Here is a 24,055-nt window from a genome sequence, read left to right as displayed (position 1 = left end):
AAGCGTTATGTTAGAATACGTTAAGATGATTTTAATGAAAGTGAGCTTCGACGAGACACTGTTCGAGAAAGAGTTAAAGAAAGGCTTAAACGTCCTTGAGGGAGACGAGAAACTACAACTAGCGCAATGGTGCGATGAGAGCTTTCCGCAAAGGCGCTTTTCTTTTACCCTAAACTGAGTATGTCTCACGTGGAGAAACGTGCTGTTTAAGAGGAGGAATAAAATGAAAAAGGGGCTGTTGTAAAGCAGCCCCTTTTGTGTTAGCATTTAACTGATTGGCACTTTCCGTAGAATGGCCTCTATAAAGTCTTTTGTCCGGATGCCATCCGCCTCGGCCTCATAGTTTAGAATAATGCGGTGGTTCATCACGTCATAGGCTACCTCTTTTATGTCCTCCGGCAGCACATAGTCACGGGCATCGAAATACGCTACGGTTTTAGCGGCGCGGTTTAAGGCGATGCTGGCTCGGGGCGACACCCCGAACTGAATGTAGGGGGCAAACTCATTCAGGTCATACTCTGCGGGGCGGCGTGTGGCAAACACCAACTCGATGATATATTTCTCCAGTGTTTCAGATATCTGCACCTGGTTAATCTCATTGCGGATAGCGAAGATGTCCTCCTTGCTTAGCACCTTGGTCACCGAGTCGGTATAGGTCATGTTGGCCATGCGCCGCATGATCTCCAGTTCGTCTTCCTTCTTTGGGTAGTCGATGTAGACTTTCATCATGAAGCGGTCTACCTGGGCCTCTGGCAGCGGATAGGTTCCCTCATGTTCCACGGGGTTCTGCGTCGCCAGCACTAGGAAGGGCAGGTCCAGCTTGTATGTTGTCTCCCCAATCGTTACCTGCTTCTCCTGCATGGCCTCGAGCAAAGCCGACTGCACTTTAGCCGGGGAGCGGTTCACCTCGTCTGCCAGGATAAGGTTGGCGAAGATAGGACCTTTCTTTACCTCAAACGCAGAGGCGTTCTGGTTGTAGATCATGGTACCGATCAGGTCCGAAGGTAACAGGTCCGGAGTGAACTGGATGCGTTGGAAATCCAGATGAAGCGCCTTGGACAAGGAGTTGATGGTGAGCGTTTTAGCCAGGCCTGGTACACCCTCCAACAGAATATGGCCGCCGGTAAACAGGCCAATCAAAAGGCGGTTAACCATATAGGACTGCCCTACCACCACTTTGCTGACCTCGTTAAAAACCTGCTTTATCTTTTGCTGGTGTGTCCGCACCCTTTCCGTATAAATCAATTCGTCTGTTGGCATAGGCTTCAGGTTCTGAAAAAACCCCTAAATATAGCTATAATACGACTTACCTACTAAGATATTATAAGGGGCTGGAGCACTATAACAAAAAAGCACCCCTAAAGGTGCTTTATGACGTGTTCAAAGTTCTTTCGCTTATGCAGCCACTACCATTTTGCCTTTAGGGCTCGGTACTGGGTCTGTAGTGGGATGCACCTGGCGTACCATCTGTAGCAGGCTGCTGATACAGGCCTCGTCCACTTCTACTGGCAGGAGCACCTCTTTGCTAGCGGTTTTCAGGTACACGCGGCGGTGGCGCGTCATCAGGAACAAGGCCAGAAAGAAAAGCGGTAGCAAGGAGAAAGAGGGGATAAAGAAACTGGTAACGGCACTTGCTATCCCGAGGTACAGGTACAGAAAATGCCCTGTGGCTTTCACGTCCCAGCCTGTTATGTCATCTAACAGGAGCGACTGGTTGTGGCGCAGCGCCCATGGCGCCTGCTTAAGGATCAGACGGTGTGTGGTCACCACCATTCTGTTATCCAGGGTTTGCGTGAGATACTGTTCTCCCGTAAACAATTTATTTTGAGCCATGATAGAAGGAACGTTAAGTTTGTTTAGGGTCAGGTTGCGTCGTAATAATAATCGTAACACTGCTTTTGGTCTTTCATCATAGAGTAGATTCCAAAAGCCAACAAATGGTTGCATCAATGGTGGAACAAATATAGCTAATATTTAAACTTCCCCGCTAAAACATGAATTTTATTAGGAAAAATTTGTCCCTCACTCTTAAAGCAATGTTTCAACGCCGATTTAGGATGTTAATAAAGTTTAAACAGAAATAAAAAACAAGCGCCCGGCCTGATCATCAGGCCGGGCGCTTGTTAACAGTGTGTGGGAGCTAGGCAGTCAGGTACAGTTCGCCTTCGTACCCATGCGCGCGCTGGTTCTTAAAGCGGGCAATGTCTGCCTGCATGTTATCGTAGATCTCCTGAATCTCTTCCGACTCTTCTGTCAGAGGCTTGATGTGCTCGCTTAGGAGTTTGGCTGCTAGGGGGTAGAACTTCGAATCGTCTGTGTTCTTCGCGTTTACCTTAAAGGAGTTAACAGAGCTTTCCAGCTTTTTCAGTGTCGGGTACTGTGACTTGTACTCCTGAATAGTGTCACGTAGCTTCTCCCGTATCATTAAGTACAGGTCCTCTTCAAACGTCATTCCGAAGTCATCATCCTCTTCTTCGTCGTCGTAATCGTTGTAAGCGAGGTCGTCGTCGTAGTCAAAATCGTCTCTCATGGCAGGTAAAAGGTTCTGTTTAAGTTGATAGTACGGGTTAATTCTCTGTTTGTGTCGGATGCCTTTGATTTTTGCCTCAAAAAAAACAGGCATGCCCTTCGCACAAGAACAGCCGGAAAAGGCAAAAGCGGCTGCATAATTAGTATTTCACGTGCTTATTTGCAACTGCCTACGGGCTCAGGGAGCACTTGTTGCCATACTTTTTGGGAAGGGCCGGCTTTTTGTCTGTATCGATCCTGATACTTAGTAAAAGCTATAAAAAGCGAGTGCCCCTGTTGTTGGCAGAGGCACTCGCTTTACTGGCATGTATAAGGTTTGTTTAAGCGAACTTGCGTTCGATCAGGCGGAGCAACTTACTCACGTGGTCCTGCTTTTTACTCCAGTCGTATTTAGATGCCAGGTCCTGCGTTACGTAGCGCTTGGCCACCTCCGGGGCAGGATAATCGTCCAGCGTTTTGATAGCCTGGTAGTAGGCCATGTTATCGCCGTTAAACAATTCATTGATAAAGCTGAAGCGCTGGTTGATGGAGATAGAGTTCTTGAGCGACTCAATTTTCCGGTTCGTGTGCGACTCGGCAAGGGAGGCACTGGACGCCTTCCGGAAGTTGTCGTTAAGTGTCGGCCGCACGTTTACGGGAGCATCCTCCGCATCCTCATCCTCTTCTGCCTTGCGGTACATAGGGCGTGCGGTTGGGGCAGAAGCTTCCCGCTGCGTGTTGTGTATCGGGGCCACAATTTCTGTTTCCCGTGCTGGGGCAGCCGGAGTAGCCTTCGGAACAGGTACAGGAGCCGGGGCTGCTGGTGTTGTTCCTTTGATCTCTTCCTCTGTAACCGGCAGCAGACTGTTAAATTTTTCCACCAGCTTGCTGAGCGGAGTGCGGCTGTCCGGGTTCGCTTTCACATACAGCGTGAAGCGGCTCAGGATATACTCCCGGTCACGGTTGTTTGGCGACAGGGTTTCCACAAAACCAGCAAACAGGGCCTTGTCAATGTCAATGTACTTCAGGTTTTCCTGCAGCTTAGGCAAAGTAATCTCCTCCTGTATGCGCAGAAACTTTTCCTCGAAAGTGGTAACGGGGGCCAGTACCACCAGGAACGTGTCGTAAATCGCTTTTTGCAGCAGGGGCTCAAAGGCATTGCGCTTCATGAGGATTTTGCGCGAGAGCACGTTCATGAAATTTACCAGCGCCTCTTTTACCTCCTCGTGCTCATAATCAAAATAAGGGCTGCGGAGGTTCGCCATCTCGTGGTGCCACTTCAGGAGCAGCTCCTTTATCACGAACAGGTTCACCTGCTTGATAGGGGTAAAGCCAAGTAGCTGGGGGCCGTTCAGCGTGTCATGCGTCGCGAAGTGGCGGTCGCATAACAGATTTGCCAGCTGTTTGCTGTAGCGCTCTAGGTGCAATTGATTATATTTGTCTTCCATTGTGGTCACTTTCTTCTGTAAAGTTATAAAATTATGCCAAAGTTGACGGTGCAAAACCTTGCCAACCTTGAAGTAAAGGTCGGGCAGGGGCAATCGCTGCTGAAGGCCCTGCAGGCCCAAGGCACCGATTGGATGCATGCCTGCGGAGGCAAGGGCCGTTGCACTACCTGCCGCATCATTGTGTTGCAGGGGATGGAGCACTTCGGGCCACTGACGGACCCTGAGATACGCTACCGCGAGAAGGGCCGGCTGAAGGATAACGAAAGATTGACGTGCCAGTGTACCCTAACCGGTGGCGAAGTTATGGGGAGGGTTCCTGACCAGACCAAGCTGCCGCACCTTACTTATACCAGTTAGTTTTTTTATTTAAGATGTTTATTGAACCGCGCGTTGGCAACGAGAACCACGCTACCAGAAGAGGATGGATTGAGGTGATCTGTGGATCGATGTTCTCAGGCAAAACAGAAGAACTCATCAGAAGACTGAACCGTGCCAGGATTGCGAAGCAGAAAATAGAGATTTTTAAGCCTACGGTGGACAAACGCTACCACGAAGAGGACGTGGTCTCGCACAATGCCAACTCTATCCGTTCTACCCCCATCGACTTTGCCCAAGATATGCTGCTGCTGGGTGGCAGCTGTGACGTGGTGGGTGTGGACGAGGCGCAGTTCTTCGACGATGGCCTGGCGGAGGTATGTGTTAAGCTGGCCAACAGCGGGGTGCGTGTTATCGCCGCCGGCCTGGACATGGACTACCAGGGCAAGCCCTTTGGCCCCATGCCTGCCCTTATTGCTGTAGCCGAATACGTGACCAAAGTGCATGCGGTATGCGTGCAGTGCGGAGATATTGCTAATTACTCTTTTCGAAACGCGCCTTCCGAGCATCAGGTGCTTTTAGGCGAAACAGACTCTTATGAGGCCCGCTGTCGCCATTGCTTCGTGGAAGGGATGAAGAAAAAGCAATAAACGTTGTGCGCCTGTAGTTTAGGTAATAGTTGCCAACTCAGAAGTCTGTTCCGAAATTCCAATGAAGTTACAAGTTATCTCCAGCTGTCGATCGTCTCTTCGCTCCCTGGTCCGGATGCTAGGCTTGGTCGTGTGGGTGTTCTCTTGCTTTCAAGGATATGCACAGAGCAAAGGACCGTTGGGGAGCTGGCAGGTGCACGTGCCTTACAGGCAGGCGAAAACCCTTGCCAACGCAGGCGATAAAGTGTATGTGGCTGCGGAGAAAGGCCTTTTCTACTACGACAAGGAGTTCAATACAACCGAAGCTATCACAAAGGTAGATGGCCTGCAAGCGCAACAACTCAGTACAATAGGCTACGATGCCGTAACAAACACGCTGGTTATTGCTTACGCCAATACCCAGGTAGACCTGCTGCAGGAAAATAAGCTCTATAACATCAGTGATATCTACCGCAAGCCCCTTGCCGGAGAAAAGAAGATCAACAGTATACGGCTGCATAACCGGCTAGCCTACCTCTCCACCTCCTTTGGCGTGGTAGTACTGGACTTGCAGAAGCGGGAGGTAAAAGAAACCTATAGTAATTTAGGGCCTTCCGGCGCGCAGGTTACTGTCAGCGCATCTGCCATACGACAGGATAGTATTTACCTGGCCACCGACCATGGCCTTCTGGCAGCCCCACTACAAGGCCTAAACCTGCAGGACTTCCATAGCTGGAAGAGACGTGATGAAGGGCTGCCTGCTACAAGTGCTGTTGTAGACCTGGCTGTTCTGGGAGAGACGTTGTATGCAGCTACCGCTACAAGCGGTACTTATGCCCTGAAGGGGAAAGCCTGGCAGGAGAACTTGCTGTTACCCAACACAAGGGTAAACAGTATCAAAGCCTCAGACGGATACTTGGCTGTGGCGACAACCGAAGGGCTGGTGCTTCAGAATAAAAGCGGACAAGTGCAGAAGCTTAACCACACGTTATTGGCGGCTCCGCAAAAAGCTGTTGTGGAGGCAGGCGTAGTGTGGGTGGCGGATAGCCGGAATGGTTTGGTGCGGTTAAACCAGGATGGAACCAGAGCCGAGGCTTTTGCCCCAGCCGGGCCCTTTGCCAGCGATGCCTTCCGCCTCTACGCCAGCCAGGGAAAGGTGTACGCCTTTAGCGGGGGCTACGACGAGAACAATCAGCCGAATGGAAACAAAGCAGGCTTTTACGTGTACAGCAAGGATTGGCAAAGTTACAACAGTACACTGTCTCCTAACCTGACTTTTTTCGAGGACTTGGTAGGGGCAACTTTTAACTCCCAAAACCAGAAGCTTTACATAGCGAGCTATGGCCGTGGCTTGATCGAGTGGAATGGGCCCGACGAGGTGAAGGTTTACAATGGCAGCAACAGCCCCTTACTCAGCGCACAATCTTACACAGAGAAAGAGCAGGGCATCCGTGTGACCGATGTCGCTACCGATACAGAAGGAAACGTGTGGGTGGTTAACCGCAGTCAACTCCCGAGTGCTCCCGGCTTACTGGCGCTGCGACCTGATGGCACCTGGACGCCTTTCGTACTGCCTGACATAGCAGATGGCAGTAACTTAGACCAGCTTCTCCTGGATGATGATGGGCAGAAGTGGCTTTCTGTAGCACGCAGGGCTAACCGGGGCAATGGTTTAGTCGTGTTCGACAGCGAGCAAAACAAAGTACGTCGTTTGGGCACCGGTGAAGGGAGAGGCGGCTTGCCGGACGGTGCCGTCTACAGCATGGCCAAAGACCGGAACGGTGATGTTTGGGTTGGCACCGGCAGTGGGGTGGGCGTGTACTACAACCCAGGCTACCTGTTTGAGTCGCAACCTTACGACGCCCGCATCCCGGTCATTGCCGGGCGCCCCTTACTGGACGGACAGACGGTCAGAAGCATTGCCGTAGACGGGGCTAACAGAAAATGGATGGGGACGGACAATGGCCTTTGGCTGTTCAGCCCGGAAGGTGACAAATTAATCCAGCATTTCACAGTTAAAAACAGCCCCTTGCCTTCTGACAAAGTACTGTCGGTGGCTGTGGTGCATGAGACAGGGGAGGTATTTGTCGCCACAGACGCTGGCATTGCCTCGTACCGGGCAGGAGCTACCGTAACGGAAGGGAAGCCGGAGTGCGCTGTTGTTTTCCCGAACCCTGTGCGCCGCGACTATACCGGCCTGATCGGTGTTTCAGGGCTCCCCAACAATGCTGACGTCCGCATTACCGATGTCTCTGGTACCTTAGTGTATAAAACGCAAGCGACCGGGGGCACACTTGCCTGGGATGGCCGCGATTATAACGGAAAACGCGTGAAAGCCGGAGTGTACCTGGTCCTGAGCTCAGGGCAGGACGGCGAGCAAACCTGTATCAGTAAAATAGCCGTACTGGATTAAATGCTAGTTAAAACAAGGGGAATCGTACTGAACCACATCAAGTACCGCGAGTCATCCATTATTACCAGGGTGTACACAGAGGCACTGGGGGTACAATCCTACATCGTTAACAGCGTGCGCAAAAAAGGCCCTGGTTCCCGAATCGCCCTGTTTCAGCCCTTCACACTCCTCGACATGGTGGTGTACACCTCCCCTAAAGGTGGCCTGACCCGTATTTCGGAGTATAAAACTGCCTATACTTTCTCCACCATCCCTTTTGATATCCGGAAAAGCAGCATGCTCCTGTTCCTGTCGGAAGTAGTGGCGCGATCCCTGAAAGAGGAAGAGGAGAATCCGCCACTGTTTAACTTCCTGTTCAACGCCATTGTGTTCTTCGACGAGCAAAGGCAGGGCTTCGAAAACTTTCATCTGGTGTTTTTATTGCAACTGAGTTACCACTTGGGCTTCGGGCCAGGTTCCGGGGCAGAGATCGTAGAGCAAGTGGCCTTCTCCAACAATGCACAGTCAGCCTCCTCGGCACCGCCTGTGTTGGCCCTGTTGTCGCATGAGGCCTATTTCGATGAGTTGATCCGGGAGCCGGAAAGGGCGGTGATTCCGAACGGGAAGGTGCGCAGAGAACTGCTAGACGTGCTCATCCGCTATTACCAGCTGCATGTAGACAGGCTAGGGGAGATAAAATCGCTGGCGATACTGTCAGAAGTATTGGCAGGTTAAGGAAACTCTTAAGGCCGAAAGCAAAAGCCCTGTACACGTGGAACATGTACAGGGCTTTTGCTTTAAACAGGTAAGGTGTCTTTACTTGATATCAAGGATTTCCATGTCAAACACCAGGGGGGCGTTTGGCGGTATTGCTCCCCTTGAGCCAGAGCGGCCATAGGCTAAGTGCGAGGGAATGTACAAGCGGGCTTTTTCTCCTTCCTGCATCAACTTCAATCCTTCGTCCCAGCCACGGATCACCATTCCTGCTCCAACTATAAGAGGGTTTGTGGGGCTTCCGCCTATTGTGCCTTTGTCGAACTCGGTACCATTTAGTAGCTTCCCTGAATATTTTACTTCAACTTCGTCACCGGACTCTACCTGAGGGCCTGTGCCGGGGGCTAGTTGCTCATAGTAAAGGCCGGAGGCTGTTTTGACCACGGCGGAAGTGTCCACGCCATTTTCCACCATATAATCCAGGAGAAGTCTATCGTCTATCTCGCGCTGCTTAATAGGGTCAAAAGGCTCTGTGTCGTCTCCACAGGATGCGAGCAGGCCAATCGAGAAAAGGAAGAAGAGCGCCTGTAGCAGGCTGCTCCTCTTGCCGAAAAATAACTTTATATGCTGCATAAGAATAATCTTAGCGTATTTTACTGCTTTTCTACATTTACCAGTTCCACGTCGAAACGCAGGATAGAGTTGGCCGGCATGTCTGGTCCGCGGTCCTGGTCGCCATAAGCAAGTGGCGAAGGAACCAGCAAGGTGGCCTGGCTGCCTTCTTTTAACTCGGCAATGGCCTCATCCCAGCCCCGGATCACCTGACCCTGCCCCAGCGTGAACTGGAAAGGCTCGTTTTTCGTCATCGGGTTGTTGCGTGATGACTCCAGCTCCTTGCCATCCAGGTGGGTGAGCGTGTAGTGTACCGATACCTGGTCACCAGCGTCTGCCTCAGGACCTGAGCCTGGCTTGGTAACGGCATAGTACACGCCGCCTTCTGTTTTCTGCACGTTCTGGAGGTTGTTCTCCTTGATGTACTGCTGGATCTTCTCGTCGTCGATCTTGATCTGCTTCTCGGCACGGGCCTGTGCCTCCTTCATCTGCTCTTCGAACATTTTCTGCTGATCAGCCATGGCCTGCTCGCGCGACTGTACTTTTTCTGCTTTCAGGAAGAAGGTGAGCTGTGAGCCCGGCTTGATGAAGGGAGGAAGTGGCTGTCCGAACGTTTTGGCGAACAGGGAGTCAGCGTTCACTTTGAACACGCCGCTATCCCCTGGTGATAGCATCATCAGGGCCTGCTCTAAGCTACCCTTGAAGGTAGGCTCCATTACCGGGATCATGATCGGCTGGTTCTGTGTGCGGGAGTCGAACAGTACAGAGTCCTCAGAGTTCTTGTACAGCATCTGCAGGGTCACGATCTCTCCGATCTTAGCACCGGTAGTATCTTCCGGGGCTACCTCGCCTTTGTTTTTGTACTCGCCGTCTTCCAGCTCGTAGACTTTATACACAAGGCCATCGGCCGTGGTATGGAACTCATCTTTATTGCAAGCCTGCAATAGTAGGGTGCCAGCTAATACCGGCAGCAAAAATTTTGTTCTAGATAGCATTGTATAAGTTGAGATAAAAAAATGTACTACTTGGTTGAAGCCTGCTGCAGTTTATCTTTGTAAAGAGGCAGCAAGCTCTCAAATTTAGCGACGGTAGCCTCCAGTGTGTCCATGGACATACCGCCAGCCGCATTCTTATGGCCACCTCCATTAAAGTGGGCCCGGGCAAACTCGTTTGCCGAAAAATCTCCTACCGAGCGGAAAGACATTTTAACGGCTTGTGTACGGTCGATGATCAGCGCTGCAAATACTATGCCTTCTATGGACAGGGCATAGTTCACAAGCCCCTCGGTATCACCGGTTTTGGAGTTATAAGCCTTCAGTTCATCCGCTGTGATAGAAATGTAAGCTGTGTTATACTCCGGCAGCACAACCAGCTTGTCTTTCAGGGCATAACCTAAAAAGCGCAGGCGCAGCTCTGTGGAGCTGTCATAGATCAGGCGGTGGATATCGGAGGTCTTAACCCCTATGTGCAGGAGGTCTGCAATGATAAGGTGTACATTTTTGGAAGTGCTGGGATGGCGGAAGGAGCCTGTGTCCGTCATGATGCCGGCATAGAGGCACTCGCCGATTCCTATATCGATGAGGTCGCCGTCACCCATTGCTTTGATCAGGTCATACACGATCTCAGCTGTGGCCGCGGCCTCGGTGTTCGCGTAGTCCAGGTCTGCGAAGTCCTCTGGCTGCAGGTGGTGGTCCACCAGTACCTTTGTCCCCTTCGCGTGCCGGATGTACTCGCCCATCTCGTTAATACGGGACAGGTTGTTGAAGTCGAGGCAGAAGATGACCTGTGCCTCATTGATGATGCGCTGCACCAGGGCGTCGTTGTTCTCCGAGTACACGATCACATCGTCGTTTCCCTCCATCCAGTTCAGGAAGTCCGGGTAGTCAGAAGGTGTGATCACGGTAACCCGGTGCCCTTTCTTTTTCAGGTACCCGGCCAAGCCCAGCGACGAGCCCAACGCATCCGCATCTGGTTTATGGTGCGTGGTGATCATCACCTCTTTAGGCTCTTTTAAGAGCTCTTTCAGAGCATTGATATTATGCATACTGTCAATTTAAATCCTCTGATTAATAAGGATATAAGGCGCGAATTTCTGAATAAAATACTTCTAAAACAATAAAATAGCGTTTAAGCCACCTCCTGGCCTGTTTTGGCAACCCTGCAGCGGTGGCAAGAGTTAATCAAAGTAAGAAGAAAAGTATGCGAATTAGGTAAAATGCCCTACTTTTGCAGCTTCATTTTTAGAAGTATAAACCATAACTATTGAAGAGACATGGCCGGAAACATCACATTTACTATGATCAAGCCTGACGCAGTGGCTGAAAATCACATTGGTGGCATTACACAGATGATTGAGGAAGGCGGCTTCCGCATCGTGGCAATGAAGAAAACAAAGCTGTCTGAGGAGCGCGCTGGTAAGTTCTATGAAGTACACAAAGAGCGTCCTTTCTACGGCGACCTTGTAAAATACATGTCTTCTGGCCCTATCGTGGCAATGATTCTGGAGAAAGACAACGCTGTGGAAGACTTCCGCAAACTGATCGGTGCCACTAACCCTGCACAGGCAGAAGAGGGGACTATCCGTAAGAAGTATGCCAAGTCTATTGAGGCAAACGCGATCCACGGTTCTGACTCTGATGAGAACGCCAAGATCGAAGGTGACTTCTTTTTCTCTGCCGACGAGCGTTTCTAAGCGTTAAAAGCATACTTATTGATGTAAAGCCGCCTAGCTGTAAAAGTTAGGCGGCTTTTGCTTTTATGCTATATTAGCACAGTGATATACCAACACTACCACTGACATGAAACAAGCTTTACTTTTTTTCTTCGTGCTTCTACTGGCGTTCGCGGGCGCGCAGGCCCAGCAACAGGTGGCTATTTACTATAACCAGAAATGGGAGGTCACCAGAAAAGAAAATGCCGCCTACACCCGGTTGGCGACTGTCCCCGACTCGCTTATCCGAACAGGGCAACTCTTTAACATGCTTTTCGATCAGGGGGTGTCTGATTACTACGGATCCGGGCAGGTAATGGCCAGAGGCAACTACAGCAGAGGGCTAAAACAGGGCAACTGGCTATTTTACTTTCCGAACGGGCAGCTGCAGGCACAGGGTAGCTACAAGAATAATGTGCCAGTAGGGTTATGGAAGTTCTGGCGCGAAAACGGGCAGGCTTTGCAGGAGGTGGTGTATGACTGGCCGAAGTTCAGGTTTCAGAGTTATTGGGATGAGAGCGGGACGCAGACCATCGTGAACGGAAAAGGTACCTACGTCACCTTGTTCTCAGGAGAAGACGGCCAGAGCCAGGCGCAACTGAAGGGTGATTATGCTGGAGGCGTCCGTGTGGGGAAGTGGCAGTACACCGAACTTACAAACGGCAAGGCCGGAAAGCCTTTAATAGAGCAGGTCTACAAAGATGGGGAGATGGAGAAGGGGTACGTTCAACAGCAGAATGCCAGGGTGGCGTATACCTCTGAAGACAGGTTCAGACTAGGGACCGACTTCCCTTACTTAGACAAGGTGGAGAAATGGACTGTGGATGAAACTGCCTTCAAGTCGAATTTCCCGCTGCTGGCCTACGTGTTGAAGTTAGACGTGCAGGAGGTACAGGAAAAGAATGAAGCGCAGCAGCAAGTAAGCTACTACCAAGTGGTACACCCTACAGCGTCAGGAACTGATACCTTGAAACTGGTTGTGGAACTGGTGCCTGATACCAAGCCAGAGTTTCCGGGAGGCGAGATGGCAATGCTGAAGTTCTTGGCCAGCAATATCCGCTATCCGGCAACAGCACAGCGGGCAGGGGTAGAAGGCTTCGTGGTGGTTACATTTACTGTGCAGCCTGATGGCTCCGTTGAAGGCATTAAAGTGATAAAGTCATTAGGGTACGGCCTCGACCAGGAATCAGTACGGGTCGTGAAGCTGATGCCAAAGTGGAAACCGGCTCTTGTCAACAACATGCCAGTTGCCACTACTTTTACGCTGCCCGTTCGGTTTTCTATAGTTCAGTCGCCCTCAGGAGGACTTTTGCCTACCCTGGGAGGACGAGCTTACTGATGGGGACTTCTCAAGACTTGGGCAGTCGTGCAGCAGTAGCAGAAACTTGCCTGCCGCGCGCGTTGCAGGGCGTAGTTAGGAAACAGGGATGCTTATGAAAACCCTGCTATCGCCTCAAACAAATTGTTGACATCGGTTCCTCTAAACTAAGCTGGTCCTATTCTGTGGAAGAGCGGTACTTTTGTTATCTTCCTCCTCTAAATAACGATGTATGAAAGCACACCTGTATACAATGGCTATAGCGGCCTTGCTTTGCCTGAATGGCTGTAAGCAGCATGATCCGGAGCCAGACTATTCGGGGCTGCAAAACCTGACGTACAGTGTGCAGCAAAAAGCGGGTAGTGCAGCAGGCGGTAATGTAGGCATCTCTGTTGCCCCTAATCCCTTTGTGCACGAGGTAAAAGTGAGCCTCTACGATCCAAACACAAGTACCGCTACCATCTCTTTTTCCGATGAAAGAGGGAAGTACACGAAGCGGATTGCGGTAGACTATGTCTACGACGGCATTAGCGTGCGTGCAGCGTTTGATGGTATGCCCAAAGGCGTCTACATTTGTGAGGTGCAGTTGGGAGGGCAAGTGAGCCGCTACCGTTTAATTAAAGCAAATTAAGAGGGGAGGCGGAATGAAAAACTTACTGTGTATGCTCGCCTTCCTGCTGTCGCTCGCTGCCAGCGCCCAGGAAAATACTTATGGCCTTACAGGCAGGTTTGGCGTGTTTGAAACCCTGGTTAACAGCAACAAAGAAGTGTTGCAGGATATTGACTACGCTCCTGGTCTGCAACTGGAATTAGGAATGTGGATGCACAAGCCCCTTACCGAGAAAGGTTTCCTGCAGCTAACCTACCTGATTTCGCTTGAAAGGCAAAGCGGTGGGACCATGCAGACCTGGGATGTGAACGAAAACCCCTGGGCAGACGTGAGAACGAGGTACGGCAACTTTACTGTGGGGCTCGCGGCACAGTATCTGCACCAAGTCAGCGAGAGATTTGCTATAGGGGCAGGTGCAGGGGCCAAGTATAAGCTCGCAGCCATTATGGCCACGCAGTTCCCCGGGACTCACGGGGGGAGCACTACTGAGTTGGATGAATTTTACGAGAACCATTACCACCGGAAGCTGCGCCTCTATTTGCCGCTGGGGGCGCAGTTGACCCTGGGACCACAAGTGCACCTGCTAGGGCAACTGCAACTATCGGTTATGAGTAGGCTTGCAGCCAAAGAGTCGGCTTTCAGAGAGCGTGACTTTGGCCTGGTATTAGGAGTGAATTATCATATTTGGTAGGGTCCTTATATAGAACACACATAAAAAAGAGTGGCCGGCACTTACAGGTGCCGGCCACTCTTTTTTATGTGTGCTTAATTAGTCTCTCGGGATCACAATACGCAGCCCTGGGCGAATCAGGTCAGGATTGCCGCCGATTTTGTCTTTGTTCGCATCATAAATGCGCGTCCAGGAGTTCGCATTGCCATAATGCTTGCTCGCAATCCCAGACAGTGAATCACCTGATTGCACGGTATAAACGTCCTGGTGCGGGCCAGGGCTCGTTTGCTTCTGCTTGTCCTCTTTATTATAAAAGGCCTTACTCGGGTCTCCTTCTGTACGGGAGGCCATGTCCGTGCCTTTACTGATCGGCTGTGTGCCTTCTGGCGTCTTTAAACGATCAGAGGATTGTACATTGGTGGTTGGTTTTTGGGGTTCTTCCTTGCCCTTCTTAAAAAAATCTAACAGTCCCATATTATAAATGCTTTTGTTCAAAATTTATTTCATGCAACCGGCATTACCCCAGTTGCTTACCTAAAGATACGCCTCTACAGAGGACTTAGTTGTGGCGCGAAGTTGCGTAACGGTGACGGTGGTGGGTTCGTAAGCAATGCCAGGCATCGCTTTTCATAAGGCGGAAGGGGTGCCTTTGCATAACCAACAGCAACAGATAATGAACAGAATAAACTGGAAGCAACCCTGGCAACTTCTGCTGGGCATGCTGTTCGTACTTTTTACCACCAGCTGCGGCGATGACGAGGTGGGGTCGGAGAACATGATATCCGGCGTAGAGAGTAAAACCTGGGTCGCTGTGGAGGAGCAGGAGGCCATAGAGCGCAACAGCATGCAGTTCTATGCCGATGGCCGCTTTGCACTGGGCGGCGAGGGCACCGTCCAGACCGGCACCTGGGCCTATGATGAGGCTGCCCGGCGTATTACCTTACAGTTTGAAGGAGACGAGACGAGCCTTACCTTTGAAGTACTCAGGCTAACAGACGAGGAACTGACTTTAAAGGCTGTGGATGGTTCTGTGTTAGAGCTGGAGGTAAAGGAGGTGTAACTCTTTCAGGAATTTAAAGTATAGTAAAACGGTTTCGATTGAGCGTCAGTAGGCAGGTGTGCCGGCTGACGCTTTTATTTTTTCAGCAAAGGGCGTACGGCCATGAGGCCTAAAGCCGGTCCAGGGGCCAGGAACAGGAATACCTGGGGCAGGGGGAGCTGTGTAAGCAGGTAACTCGTAAGCTGTATGCTGCCAATGGTGATGGCAAAGCCAACAGAAGTAACTACGGTGAGGGCGGTGCCTACTAAGTATGGCGGAGCCGTTTTAGCTGTAAGAGCAGAGAACTGTGGGGAGTCGCCGGCCACCACTATACCCCAGAACAGCAGAAAGGGCAGGAGCGCGAGAGGGTGCTGTAGGACCGCCACAGAGGCCAGGCAGCAGACACCGGACAGTAGTAGCTGTAGGAACGCCACTTTAGCGCTACCCCAGAACTGGCTAAGATAGCCTCCTCCCACACAGCCCAGTGCACCAGCTGCTATGGTCAGGAAGGCATAAAAAGAAACTTGCTCCTGGCTAAACTGAGGGTAAGCGTAGGCCAGCATCAGTGGAACAAAGGCCCACAGCGTGTACAACTCCCACATATGGCCAAAGTAACCAAAGGCAGCAGCTCTGAACGCACGTGACCGGAACACCTGCAGCATGTTGCTTAGCTCAAACCTGGTTCCTTTGCTTAAAAACGGGCCATCGGGTACCAGCAAGTACATCAACACGCCGCCCAGCGCCGCCAGGCCGCTGATAGAAACGAGCAGTGTTTGCCAGGGCAGTACAGCCCCAAAGCTGCGCAGCAGGTGCGGAAAAGCGGTGCCTAATACCAAAGCCCCCACCAAATAGCCAATGGCTTTTCCTAACCTGCCGCTGTACCAGCTGGCAGCGATCTTCATGCCTACCGGATAAATACCCGCCAGCAAAAAACCCGTAATTGCCCGTAGTGCCAGTATTCCCGAAATGCTGCTGCTGGCAGGCAGCACCAAAAGATTGGCAATGGCCCCGAGTATTGCGCAGGTCAGGAACAGGAGCCGGGGAGATACACGGTCTGCCAGCGAGAAGAAGGCAAAACAGAGGGTGCCTCCTATAAAGCCCAGCTGTACTGCCGAGGTTAAAAGGCTGAGTGCTCCCTCCTCCAGGTCCAATGAGCTTTGTAGCTCAGGCAACACAGCATTGCCGGCAAACCACAGCGATGTGCCGGCAAATTGTGAGAACACAATCGTGGGCAAAATGCGGGCAGGCGTGGCTACGGAGGCAGTGGACATGGCTTAAGTTTTTGAGGTAACAAGGTAAAGGTAGAGCGATTTTACGAAAAGGCGCAGAAACTGAGGGAGGTCAACCAAGCTCCTCCCTCAGTTTCCCTAACCGTAGATCGTTTCCGCGAATTTTTGTAGCGTCTTACGCGTTTCGTAGGTGCGCTCAAACATGCCCATGTGCCCCACTTTACTTATAAAGTAGACCATGCTGTTATCGGGCAGGTGGCACTGTGCCAAAGCTTTATCCATGGGCACCGCTCCGTCCTCTTTCCCGAAGATGAACAGTACCGGGTACTTTGCCGCTCCCAGTACGGCTGTTCTGTCGGGTCTGTCGCGCATGGCAGCCAGGGCACCGGTGATGCTTTCCTGGGGGGTAGCACGGCCTATTTCTTTCATTAGCTCGATCTCCTGGCGCAGACGGTCCCGATTCTCCTGGTAAAAAAGGGGCTCTACGAAGGGATTGATGAAGTTAACGACGCCATGGCGCTCCACAAAGTCGATGCTTTTGCTGCGGTTTTCCTTTTTCTCCTCTGTGTCAGGCAGGGCAGAGGAGTGGAAGAGGCAGAGCCCGTTCAGCATGGTGCTGTATTTTTCGGCAAAGGCCAGGCTCACATAGCCTCCCATCGAGTGCCCCACCAAAATACATTTTCGTACGCCTAGCTCCTCCAGCTGGCGCCTGACATTGTCTGCCATGCCTTCCATGCTGTAGCTGCTAACGTGCTCTGTGTTGTCTCCAAAGCCGGGGAGGTCCAGGGCTATCGTTCTGAATTGTGCTTGCAGCGGTTTTATAAACTCAGCCCAGACTTGCTTGCTCTCACAGAAGCCGTGCAGAAAAACTAACGTTTCGCCGGAACCGGCATCAAGGTATGTATTGGCCATAGAGTAATAGAATAGACGTTGTTTGAATCAGGATTTACGGGATTTTAAGATGAACAGGGGCTGTCTTCCCAAATTTAAGAACAGGAATTAAGCCTAGGCAAGTAAAGCAGTGTCAGAGTTAACATGCATAAAAAAATCCTGCTAGCCTGATACTGCTAAATAAAAAACCTCACAGGCTTTACAGCGCTGTGAGGTTTTGAAGACTTTTAACCTTTATTCTTTATCTAACTTTCACTGCCACGTTCAGGAGTTCGCGTACCGCGTTTTCGATATCAATGGGGGCAAAGCCGGCCTCGTGCTGTAGCTCCAGCTGAGAACCGTGCTCGAAGATTTTATCCGGAATGCCTAGGCGCTTCACCTGTGCAGCGTAACCATTGTCTACCATAAACTCCAGCACAGCGCTTCCGAAGCCTCCCTGCAGGCAACCGTCCTCTACGGTTACCACCTTGTCGTATTTCTGGAACACATGGTGCAGCAACTCCTCGTCCAGTGGCTTGGCAAAGCGCATGTCGTAATGGCCTGGTACCAGTCCGTCGTAGCGTAGTTTGTTACAAACCTCTACCGCGTAGTTTCCGACATGGCCAAAGGTTAAGATCGCCACTTCTTCCCCTTCCTGTATCGTACGGCCTTTGCCAACCTCAATAGCTTCCAGCGGAGTGCGCCATTCCGGCATCATGCCTTCGCCACGCGGATAGCGGATCGTGAAAGGTCCCATCTTATCCTGCGAGGCAGTAAACATCAGGTTGCGCAGCTCCTGCTCGTTCATGGGGGCAGATACCACCATGTTCGGGATACAGCGCATGTAGGCGATGTCGTAGGCACCGTGGTGGGTAGGCCCGTCGGCCCCGGCAAAGCCAGCCCGGTCGAGGCAGAACACCACGTTCAGGTTCTGCAGGCACACGTCATGCAATACCTGATCATAGGCGCGCTGCATGAAGGTGCTGTAAATATTACAGAACGGAATCAGCCCTTGTGTGGCCAGGCCTGCAGAGAAGGTAACCGCATGCTGTTCAGCAATGCCCACGTCAAACGCCCGGTCTGGCATAGCCTTCATCATAAAATTGAGCGAAGAGCCGGAAGGCATGGCCGGTGTGATACCCATGATCTTTGGGTTCTGCTCCGCCAGCTCTATCATCGTATGGCCGAACACGTCCTGGTACTTGGGCGGCTGCGGCGCGTCGTAGTGCTTCTTGTAGATCTCCCCTGTGATCTTATCAAACAGGCCGGGTGCATGCCACTTGGTCTGGTCTTTCTCGGCCAGGGCAAAGCCTTTGCCCTTGGTGGTAAGGCAATGCAGGATCTTCGGACCCGGAATATGCTTCAGGTCTTCCATTACCGATACCAGGTGATGGATGTCATGGCCATCGATCGGGCCGAAGTAGCGGAAATTCAGGCCTTCGAACAGGTTGCTCTGCTTCAGAATAGCCGCTTTTACGCCGCTTTCGATCTTAGAAGCAATGGCGCGGGCGTCCGGGCCGAACTTACTGATCTTGCCCAGGATCTTCCAGGCCTCATCCCGCATCTTATTATAGGTGCGGGAGGTGGTAATATCTGTTAAATACTCTTTAAGGGCACCTACATTGGGGTCAATGCTCATGCAGTTGTCGTTGAGCACCACCAGCAGGTTCGCATTGGCAACACCGCCGTGATTCAGGGCCTCAAAGGCCATGCCGCCGGTCATAGCCCCATCGCCGATAACAGCTATGTGCTGGCGCTTGTCCTCGCCTTTGTACTTGGAGGCAACCGCCATACCCAGTGCCGCTGAGATAGAGGTGCTGGAGTGGCCTACGCCAAAAGTATCGTACTCGCTTTCTTTTCTTTTCGGGAAGCCGGAGATGCCGCCGTATTTACGGTTGGTGTGGAACACGTCCCGCCGGCCGGTCAGGATCTTATGGCCGTAGGCCTGGTGTCCTACGTCCCACACGAGCTGGTCGTAAGGCGTATTAAACACATAGTGCAGCGCTGTTGTGAGCTCCACTACGCCCAGGCTGGCTCCAAAATGGCCACCATGTATCGAAACAACGTCGATGATGTATTGCCTTAGCTCCTGGGTCACTTGCAGCAACTGCTCCGGCTTTAGCTTCCGGAGGTCGGCAGGTGAGTTAATGGAAGCTAGCAGCTCTCCGGGTTTAATCATAGAATTGTCTTTATAGACTTCTAACAAAATATTTTGGCGAAAGTTTGCAACCTGAACCTGAATGTCCTTTGCCAACTCGTAAAGTTAATAAATTAAAAAACACAAGCTGCCAATTACCCAGGGTTGCACAGTGATTTAGGCTGTACGATAAATATAGGATAATGTGTATTTACTTGAGGAAAAAGCCGCAAGAAGGCCGACAGGAGCATTTCAGGTTATTTCCTTACCAGCATAAAGCTATACCTTTTTTAGGGGACAGTAGTTCCGGAAATAGTTTAGCCCTTCGAATTAAGCCAGGAGCGGGCCTAGACCTTGTAATCTGTTGGAAATGATTATTTTTGCGATCTGCGCAGCAGCACGCGCCATATAATACGTTGAAAAGGTGAGTTTCGAGATTAAATTACCGTTGTTTGAGGGGCCCTTCGACCTGTTGCTCTTTTTTATTGAGCGCGATGAACTTGACATCCACGACATTCCGATCTTCCAGATCACAAATGAGTTTGTGGGCTACCTGCAGCAACTGGAGCAGTTGAACATAGAAGTGGCCAGTGATTTTATCCTGACTGCCGCCACACTCATGCGGATAAAGGCCAAAATGCTGCTGCCCCGCACGGAGAAGGACGAGGAGGGCAACGAGATAGACCCGCGTGAGGAACTGGTGCAGCACCTGCTGGAGTACAAAAAGTACAAAAGCGTGATGCCCGACCTGACCTTAATGGAAGAGCAGCGCATGGCCCAGGAGAACCGAGGTAACATACAGGAGGAGCTGCAGCAGATAGCTAACGCCAACCATTTTGAGTACGAGCTGCAGGACCTGAGCCTTTATAAGCTGATGCGGGTGTTTGAGAAGGTAATGACCCGTTATGAGGAAGAGCAGAACAAGCCCAAGCATACCGTTATTACTTATCCTTATACCATCGAAGAGCAGAAGGACCTTATCCTGAACATGGTGCGGGATCGGCTGAAGGTTGCCTTCTCTCAGATCATCTCAGAGTTCCCGGATAAGATCGGGATGATCTTCAATTTCCTGGCTATCCTGGACATGTTGCAGCTAAACCTGATTGACATTGAGATAGGGGACGGCTTTAATGATTTTACCATTACCGTATCCGAAGGGCAGGCAACGCAGGTCATGCAGCTTTTAGTGGAGTAAGCCGTTTTATGCTCTTGTTAAACTTGCCTGAATAAAGATCGCCTGCTACCGTGGCTACCGAAAAGAGTGGTGCGCTACGGTGACCCAAAGGCAATTACCGGATGGATCAGAACAAAAAAACAATACTCAAAAGCTTTAGCCCGGTTAAGGTACTGATACCAGTGGTACTCGGTTTAGCGGCCACGGCCTGGCTTTTTATAAAAGACGACAGGATTAGTGAACTAAAGGGCATTGCACAGGCCAATGTGTGGTGGCTGGTAGCGGCGCTGGTGGTGCTGGTGGTGCGTGACGCCGGTTATATGTACCGCATCCGTTCCCTTACCGATAAGTTCCTGACCTGGCGCAACAGCCTGGACGTGATCATGCTCTGGGAGTTTGCTTCTGCTGTTACGCCTTCTGTTGTGGGAGGTACTACCGTTGCCACCATTATCCTGAATAAAGAAGGGATATCGCTGGGGAAATCGCTGGCCTATGTAATGCTCACCGCAGTGCTGGATAACATGTTCTTTATTGTGGCGGCCCCTATAGCGCTGCTGCTCACCCAAGGGCAGGTGTTCCCGACCTTTAATCTGGAGCCGGAGGATGTCGCGAAGCTGCAGTCTGCTTTCTATATCAGTTATGGTCTGATTGCTGTGTATACCATGGTCATGATCTATGCCCTCTTTGTAAAGCCAAGGGCGTTTAAGTGGTTACTAATTAAGCTTACCTCTGTTCGGCTACTGCGCAAATGGCGTGTAAATGCCTTTCAGCATGGCAACGAGATTATGTGGGCATCGGAGCAGCTGAAGGGGAAAGATGCCGGGTATTGGGCCCGCGCCATTATCTCCACCATCTTTGTGTGGAGTGCCCGTTACTTCCTGCTTAACTGCCTGATCGCTGCTTTTGTGGACGTGAGCCTGAGCGAGCACCTGCTGATCCTTTCCCGTAACCTGATCTTCTGGATCGTGATGCTGATCGCCATTACACCAGGAGGGGCCGGTATTGTTGAGATGGCCTTCCCAAGCTTCTTTGGTTTGTTTCTGGGTGCTTTCAGTACAGTCGTGGTGGTGCTGTACCGCCTGATCACCTATTACCCGTACCTGGTGCTGGGGTCTATCTTCCTGCCCAGGTGGATCGCCAAAGTCTTTGGCCGGCAACCACGGGAGGACGAAGTAAGCGTATAAGGAAACAGAATGAAGAGGGGGCATCGGAGAAGCAGTATAGGAAAAGCTATACTGCTTTTTCGTTTAGGGCTTGGAGGGAAGGCTACAGCAAGTTTATAGCGTAAGCAAAGAAAGATGAAGGTAAGCATTATTGGAGGTGGTATTGGTGGCTTGTGTGCGGCCATTGCCCTGCAGCGGCAAGGCATAGAGGCGACCGTATACGAGGCGGCTCCGGAATTAAAGCCGGTGGGCGCGGGCGTGGGGCTGGCTGCGAACGCGATACAGGGGCTCCAACGCTTAGGGGTGGCAGCGGACGTGATAGCGCGTGGCAAGCAACTGGAAGCCCTGGTGATCTTTGATGAGCAGGGCAATATTATCAGCAACATGGATACCCGACCGCTGAGCAGGAAATACGGAATCAATAATTTTGTCATCCACCGGGCCGACCTGCACGAAGTGCTGCATCAGCAGCTGCAGCCGGGCTCGCTGGTACTGGACAAGCGTTGTGCAGGCATCACACAGCCGGGAGAGCAGGTACAGGTCCTGTTCACGGATGGCACCCAAGCCACAGCAGACCTGCTTATTGCTGCAGATGGAATAAATTCAGTCGTACGGCAACAACTACTGCCGCAAAGTAAACCCCGCTATGCCGGTTATACCTGTTGGCGCGGCGTGGTGGAGAATCCTGGAGTCACGATCAATCGCATGATCTCGGCTGAGACCTGGGCCCCGCAGGGACGCGTGGGCATTGCTCCCCTGCAGGACAACAGGGTGTACTGGTATGCCTGCGTTAATGCGCCTCAGAACGATCCCCGGATGCAACAAATGACACCAGCGGACTTGGCATCGCATTTTGCTGACCTGCCTGCCGCCATACCTGCCATACTGGCTGCGACTCAACCCGAACAGCTTATCTGGAATGATATTGCCGACCTGAAGCCTTTGAAACACTTTGCCTATGGGCGCGTGCTCTTGCTCGGGGATGCTGCGCATGCCACCACCCCCAATATGGGGCAGGGCGCCTGCCAGGCGATAGAAGATGCGGTGGTGTTGGGGCAATGTCTGCAGCAGGAGAAGGACCTGCGCCTGGCGCTGGCATGGTATGAGAAGCGGCGCCTGGCCCGTACAGCCAAAGTAATCCGCCTGTCCCGTTTGTTAGGAGACGTATCGCAGTGGCAGAAGCCGCTGTTGCGTTACACACGGAACATGGTGTTTCGTGCCATGCCTAAAACCGTGACACAAAGCCAGATGGAGTGGCTCTACCAGGTTGATTTTTAGGGAAGCGAAAGGTGATTTTACCGCTGCATTTGCTTCTATAACGTAAAGCTAAAGCTAAGACAGCCGCTACAGAGCTCGGAAATTTTATGTAGTTTAAACCCTTATTACGAATACCTTATCTGAACAAGACCGAACTATGCTGAAAAACATACTATTCTTCGTGTTTGCCCTGCTGCTGTTTAGCTGCTCTGATAGTGATAGCTCCCTAAATGAGAAGCTAGAGGAAGCTGTAGTGGACGGAGAGGCAGGACCGGAGGGCTATAAAACAATACAGATGGCCGAACTGACCGACTTTGAGTGGGAAACCATGTATTACTTTCAGCCAAACGAAGATAAAAAAGTGATCAGCGATGCCATTGGTTTTAAGTGGGAAGGGGACGCTGTGCCTGAGAACCACCGTCGTCTTCTATTCGTGAATGGCGAGAAAGTAGTGTCTTACGTGGACTACTATTATGAGGAGCTCCCGCTTTTTGTTTACGGCTGCGAGGGCGACAGGTGGGTTTACCCGAAAAGCCGTACGGATTTCGCCTCCTTCAAGTACTGTGAGGGTGACAAGGAAGTCTATACCTTTATCCCGGTGCAGTGTATTGATAATATCCGGGAGTTGATGGAAAATAAGTGCCCGGAAGGCGAGGAAGTAGCATCTGTAGAATAAAGACAAGCCGGTCTTTGCCGGCTTGTCTTTGTGCACATAAAATGGGGAAATAGAGTAAAAAGTGCTATAGGGCCTTTTCGCCCTATTCAGCGCCTCATACCTACCGGCATAGAGCTCGTTTCGGTACTAAGAGTAGTCAGCGTAAATCAGTTCTGATGCTGTTACTTGTTCAAAGGCGCGCCTACCGGAATAGAGCAGTCATGCCCTAGTTCCCCGTGTGGCGGATTAACGTCGACTGCTATCACGCCTTTAGTGGATGGGGCCGGCGGAGCAACCGTTGGTTGTACGCCTAAATTGGGCTGTACCGGGAGGCTTAACGAAGCCCCAACGGGTATGTCGCAGCGGTGGTTTGGCTGTCCGTGTTCCGGATTAAGTCCTGCCGTTGCGCCCTGTGCCGGGGCTCCTGTTGGCTGGGCAGGAGCCGACAGGTTCAGGGGAGTTATAGCAGCGGAAGGCGTATTGGCCTTTTCCTCGGTTCCGGAGCAGGCAACAAAGCCAAGAACAGCAGCAGACAATACAGTGCGGGTTATGATCTTCATGGTGTAAAGGGCTGAGGTAAGGGTTTCATGTTCGCAGCATAGGCG

26 protein-coding genes are annotated in these 24,055 nt (G+C 51.5%); 14 read left to right on the top strand and 12 right to left on the bottom strand.

The features are described from left to right. The first annotated feature begins 34 nt into the window (after window positions 1-34). Entirely contained in the window at window positions 35-178 is a 144-nt protein-coding gene (locus CHB92_RS25870) for a hypothetical protein (protein WP_179223048.1), read from the top strand. 89 nt (window positions 179-267) lie between these two features. Here CHB92_RS25870 and CHB92_RS14760 read toward each other — a convergent pair whose 3' ends face one another. The 4 genes from CHB92_RS14760 to CHB92_RS14745 all read right to left on the bottom strand — a co-directional run bounded on the left by CHB92_RS14760 (window position 268) and on the right by CHB92_RS14745 (window position 3,956). Continuing rightward, window positions 268-1,260: an AAA family ATPase gene (locus CHB92_RS14760; protein WP_089320000.1), complete on the bottom strand. Its 993-nt coding sequence runs from the start codon at window positions 1,258-1,260 to the stop codon at window positions 268-270. Window positions 1,261-1,395: 135 nt separating this feature from the next. Continuing rightward, entirely contained in the window at window positions 1,396-1,833 is a 438-nt protein-coding gene (locus CHB92_RS14755; RefSeq protein WP_089319999.1) for a hypothetical protein, read from the bottom strand. A gap of 307 nt (window positions 1,834-2,140) precedes the next feature. After that, complete coding sequence (locus tag CHB92_RS14750; RefSeq protein ID WP_089320036.1) at window positions 2,141-2,530, bottom strand: hypothetical protein; 390 nt, start codon at window positions 2,528-2,530, stop codon at window positions 2,141-2,143. A gap of 319 nt (window positions 2,531-2,849) precedes the next feature. Beyond that, window positions 2,850-3,956: a hypothetical protein gene (locus CHB92_RS14745; protein ID WP_089319998.1), complete on the bottom strand. Its 1,107-nt coding sequence runs from the start codon at window positions 3,954-3,956 to the stop codon at window positions 2,850-2,852. Window positions 3,957-3,989: 33 nt separating this feature from the next. On the opposite strand from CHB92_RS14745, the gene CHB92_RS14740 reads away from it, so the two are divergent. The 4 genes from CHB92_RS14740 to recO all read left to right on the top strand — a co-directional run bounded on the left by CHB92_RS14740 (window position 3,990) and on the right by recO (window position 8,027). Next, window positions 3,990-4,313 carry a 2Fe-2S iron-sulfur cluster-binding protein gene (locus CHB92_RS14740; protein ID WP_089319997.1) on the top strand — a complete coding sequence of 108 codons (324 nt, stop codon included), beginning with the start codon at window positions 3,990-3,992 and terminating at the stop codon, window positions 4,311-4,313. Window positions 4,314-4,327: 14 nt separating this feature from the next. Next, complete coding sequence (locus CHB92_RS14735) at window positions 4,328-4,921, top strand: thymidine kinase (protein ID WP_089319996.1); 594 nt, start codon at window positions 4,328-4,330, stop codon at window positions 4,919-4,921. A 61-nt stretch (window positions 4,922-4,982) separates the two neighbouring features. Continuing rightward, window positions 4,983-7,313 (top strand): type IX secretion system anionic LPS delivery protein PorZ, encoded by a 2,331-nt coding sequence (porZ, locus tag CHB92_RS14730; RefSeq protein ID WP_089319995.1) that lies wholly within the window; start codon window positions 4,983-4,985, stop codon window positions 7,311-7,313. Next, complete coding sequence (recO, locus tag CHB92_RS14725; protein WP_089319994.1) at window positions 7,314-8,027, top strand: DNA repair protein RecO; 714 nt, start codon at window positions 7,314-7,316, stop codon at window positions 8,025-8,027. Window positions 8,028-8,108: 81 nt separating this feature from the next. Here the strand turns inward: recO and CHB92_RS14720 are convergent, their stop codons facing one another. The 3 genes from CHB92_RS14720 to CHB92_RS14710 are packed head-to-tail and all read right to left on the bottom strand — an operon-like array spanning window position 8,109 to window position 10,662. Continuing rightward, window positions 8,109-8,639, bottom strand: coding sequence for an FKBP-type peptidyl-prolyl cis-trans isomerase (locus CHB92_RS14720; RefSeq protein ID WP_089319993.1), 531 nt, complete (start codon window positions 8,637-8,639; stop codon window positions 8,109-8,111). Window positions 8,640-8,659: 20 nt separating this feature from the next. After that, window positions 8,660-9,613 carry an FKBP-type peptidyl-prolyl cis-trans isomerase gene (locus CHB92_RS14715; RefSeq protein ID WP_089319992.1) on the bottom strand — a complete coding sequence of 318 codons (954 nt, stop codon included), beginning with the start codon at window positions 9,611-9,613 and terminating at the stop codon, window positions 8,660-8,662. A 26-nt stretch (window positions 9,614-9,639) separates the two neighbouring features. After that, the gene (locus tag CHB92_RS14710) at window positions 9,640-10,662 is read right to left on the bottom strand and encodes a DHH family phosphoesterase (protein ID WP_089319991.1); all 1,023 of its coding nucleotides are present in this window, start codon (window positions 10,660-10,662) and stop codon (window positions 9,640-9,642) included. A 228-nt stretch (window positions 10,663-10,890) separates the two neighbouring features. Between CHB92_RS14710 and CHB92_RS14705 the strand changes: the two genes are divergently transcribed. The 4 genes from CHB92_RS14705 (at window position 10,891) to CHB92_RS14690 (ending at window position 13,947) form a co-directional block, all read left to right on the top strand. After that, window positions 10,891-11,310 carry a nucleoside-diphosphate kinase gene (locus CHB92_RS14705; RefSeq protein WP_089319990.1) on the top strand — a complete coding sequence of 140 codons (420 nt, stop codon included), beginning with the start codon at window positions 10,891-10,893 and terminating at the stop codon, window positions 11,308-11,310. 106 nt (window positions 11,311-11,416) lie between these two features. After that, window positions 11,417-12,667, top strand: coding sequence for an energy transducer TonB (locus tag CHB92_RS14700; RefSeq protein WP_089319989.1), 1,251 nt, complete (start codon window positions 11,417-11,419; stop codon window positions 12,665-12,667). Between the two features lie 211 nt (window positions 12,668-12,878). Further along, window positions 12,879-13,277 carry a T9SS type A sorting domain-containing protein gene (locus tag CHB92_RS14695; protein ID WP_106219128.1) on the top strand — a complete coding sequence of 133 codons (399 nt, stop codon included), beginning with the start codon at window positions 12,879-12,881 and terminating at the stop codon, window positions 13,275-13,277. Between the two features lie 13 nt (window positions 13,278-13,290). Further along, window positions 13,291-13,947 carry a hypothetical protein gene (locus CHB92_RS14690; protein WP_089319987.1) on the top strand — a complete coding sequence of 219 codons (657 nt, stop codon included), beginning with the start codon at window positions 13,291-13,293 and terminating at the stop codon, window positions 13,945-13,947. Window positions 13,948-14,025: 78 nt separating this feature from the next. Here CHB92_RS14690 and CHB92_RS14685 read toward each other — a convergent pair whose 3' ends face one another. Next, window positions 14,026-14,400, bottom strand: coding sequence for a LysM peptidoglycan-binding domain-containing protein (locus tag CHB92_RS14685; RefSeq protein ID WP_089319986.1), 375 nt, complete (start codon window positions 14,398-14,400; stop codon window positions 14,026-14,028). Window positions 14,401-14,599: 199 nt separating this feature from the next. Between CHB92_RS14685 and CHB92_RS14680 the strand changes: the two genes are divergently transcribed. Next, window positions 14,600-14,986, top strand: a complete 387-nt coding sequence (locus CHB92_RS14680) for a lipocalin family protein (RefSeq protein WP_144266317.1) — start codon at window positions 14,600-14,602, stop codon at window positions 14,984-14,986. A 74-nt stretch (window positions 14,987-15,060) separates the two neighbouring features. Here the strand turns inward: CHB92_RS14680 and CHB92_RS14675 are convergent, their stop codons facing one another. From CHB92_RS14675 to dxs, 3 genes are all read right to left on the bottom strand, one after another. Next, window positions 15,061-16,236: an MFS transporter gene (locus tag CHB92_RS14675; RefSeq protein WP_089319984.1), complete on the bottom strand. Its 1,176-nt coding sequence runs from the start codon at window positions 16,234-16,236 to the stop codon at window positions 15,061-15,063. A gap of 96 nt (window positions 16,237-16,332) precedes the next feature. Beyond that, a complete protein-coding gene (locus CHB92_RS14670; protein WP_089319983.1) occupies window positions 16,333-17,106 on the bottom strand; it encodes an alpha/beta fold hydrolase in 774 nt (257 codons plus the stop codon). A 220-nt stretch (window positions 17,107-17,326) separates the two neighbouring features. Then, window positions 17,327-19,243: a 1-deoxy-D-xylulose-5-phosphate synthase gene (gene dxs / locus CHB92_RS14665; protein ID WP_089319982.1), complete on the bottom strand. Its 1,917-nt coding sequence runs from the start codon at window positions 19,241-19,243 to the stop codon at window positions 17,327-17,329. Window positions 19,244-19,625: 382 nt separating this feature from the next. Between dxs and CHB92_RS14660 the strand changes: the two genes are divergently transcribed. From CHB92_RS14660 to CHB92_RS14645, 4 genes are all read left to right on the top strand, one after another. Then, window positions 19,626-20,396: a segregation and condensation protein A gene (locus CHB92_RS14660; protein ID WP_179223058.1), complete on the top strand. Its 771-nt coding sequence runs from the start codon at window positions 19,626-19,628 to the stop codon at window positions 20,394-20,396. A gap of 101 nt (window positions 20,397-20,497) precedes the next feature. Further along, a complete protein-coding gene (locus CHB92_RS14655) occupies window positions 20,498-21,559 on the top strand; it encodes a lysylphosphatidylglycerol synthase transmembrane domain-containing protein (protein ID WP_089319980.1) in 1,062 nt (353 codons plus the stop codon). A gap of 114 nt (window positions 21,560-21,673) precedes the next feature. Next, window positions 21,674-22,816 carry an FAD-dependent monooxygenase gene (locus CHB92_RS14650; RefSeq protein ID WP_089319979.1) on the top strand — a complete coding sequence of 381 codons (1,143 nt, stop codon included), beginning with the start codon at window positions 21,674-21,676 and terminating at the stop codon, window positions 22,814-22,816. 136 nt (window positions 22,817-22,952) lie between these two features. Continuing rightward, the gene (locus tag CHB92_RS14645; protein ID WP_089319978.1) at window positions 22,953-23,471 is read left to right on the top strand and encodes a hypothetical protein; all 519 of its coding nucleotides are present in this window, start codon (window positions 22,953-22,955) and stop codon (window positions 23,469-23,471) included. A 161-nt stretch (window positions 23,472-23,632) separates the two neighbouring features. Here CHB92_RS14645 and CHB92_RS14640 read toward each other — a convergent pair whose 3' ends face one another. After that, window positions 23,633-24,010, bottom strand: coding sequence for a hypothetical protein (locus tag CHB92_RS14640; RefSeq protein ID WP_089319977.1), 378 nt, complete (start codon window positions 24,008-24,010; stop codon window positions 23,633-23,635). Between the last annotated feature and the right edge of the window lie 45 nt (window positions 24,011-24,055).

This window comes from Pontibacter ummariensis (assembly GCF_900188175.1).
GTDB classification, from domain to species: Bacteria; Bacteroidota; Bacteroidia; order Cytophagales; family Hymenobacteraceae; genus Pontibacter; species Pontibacter ummariensis.
This window is presented reverse-complemented; position numbering and strand designations above follow the sequence as displayed.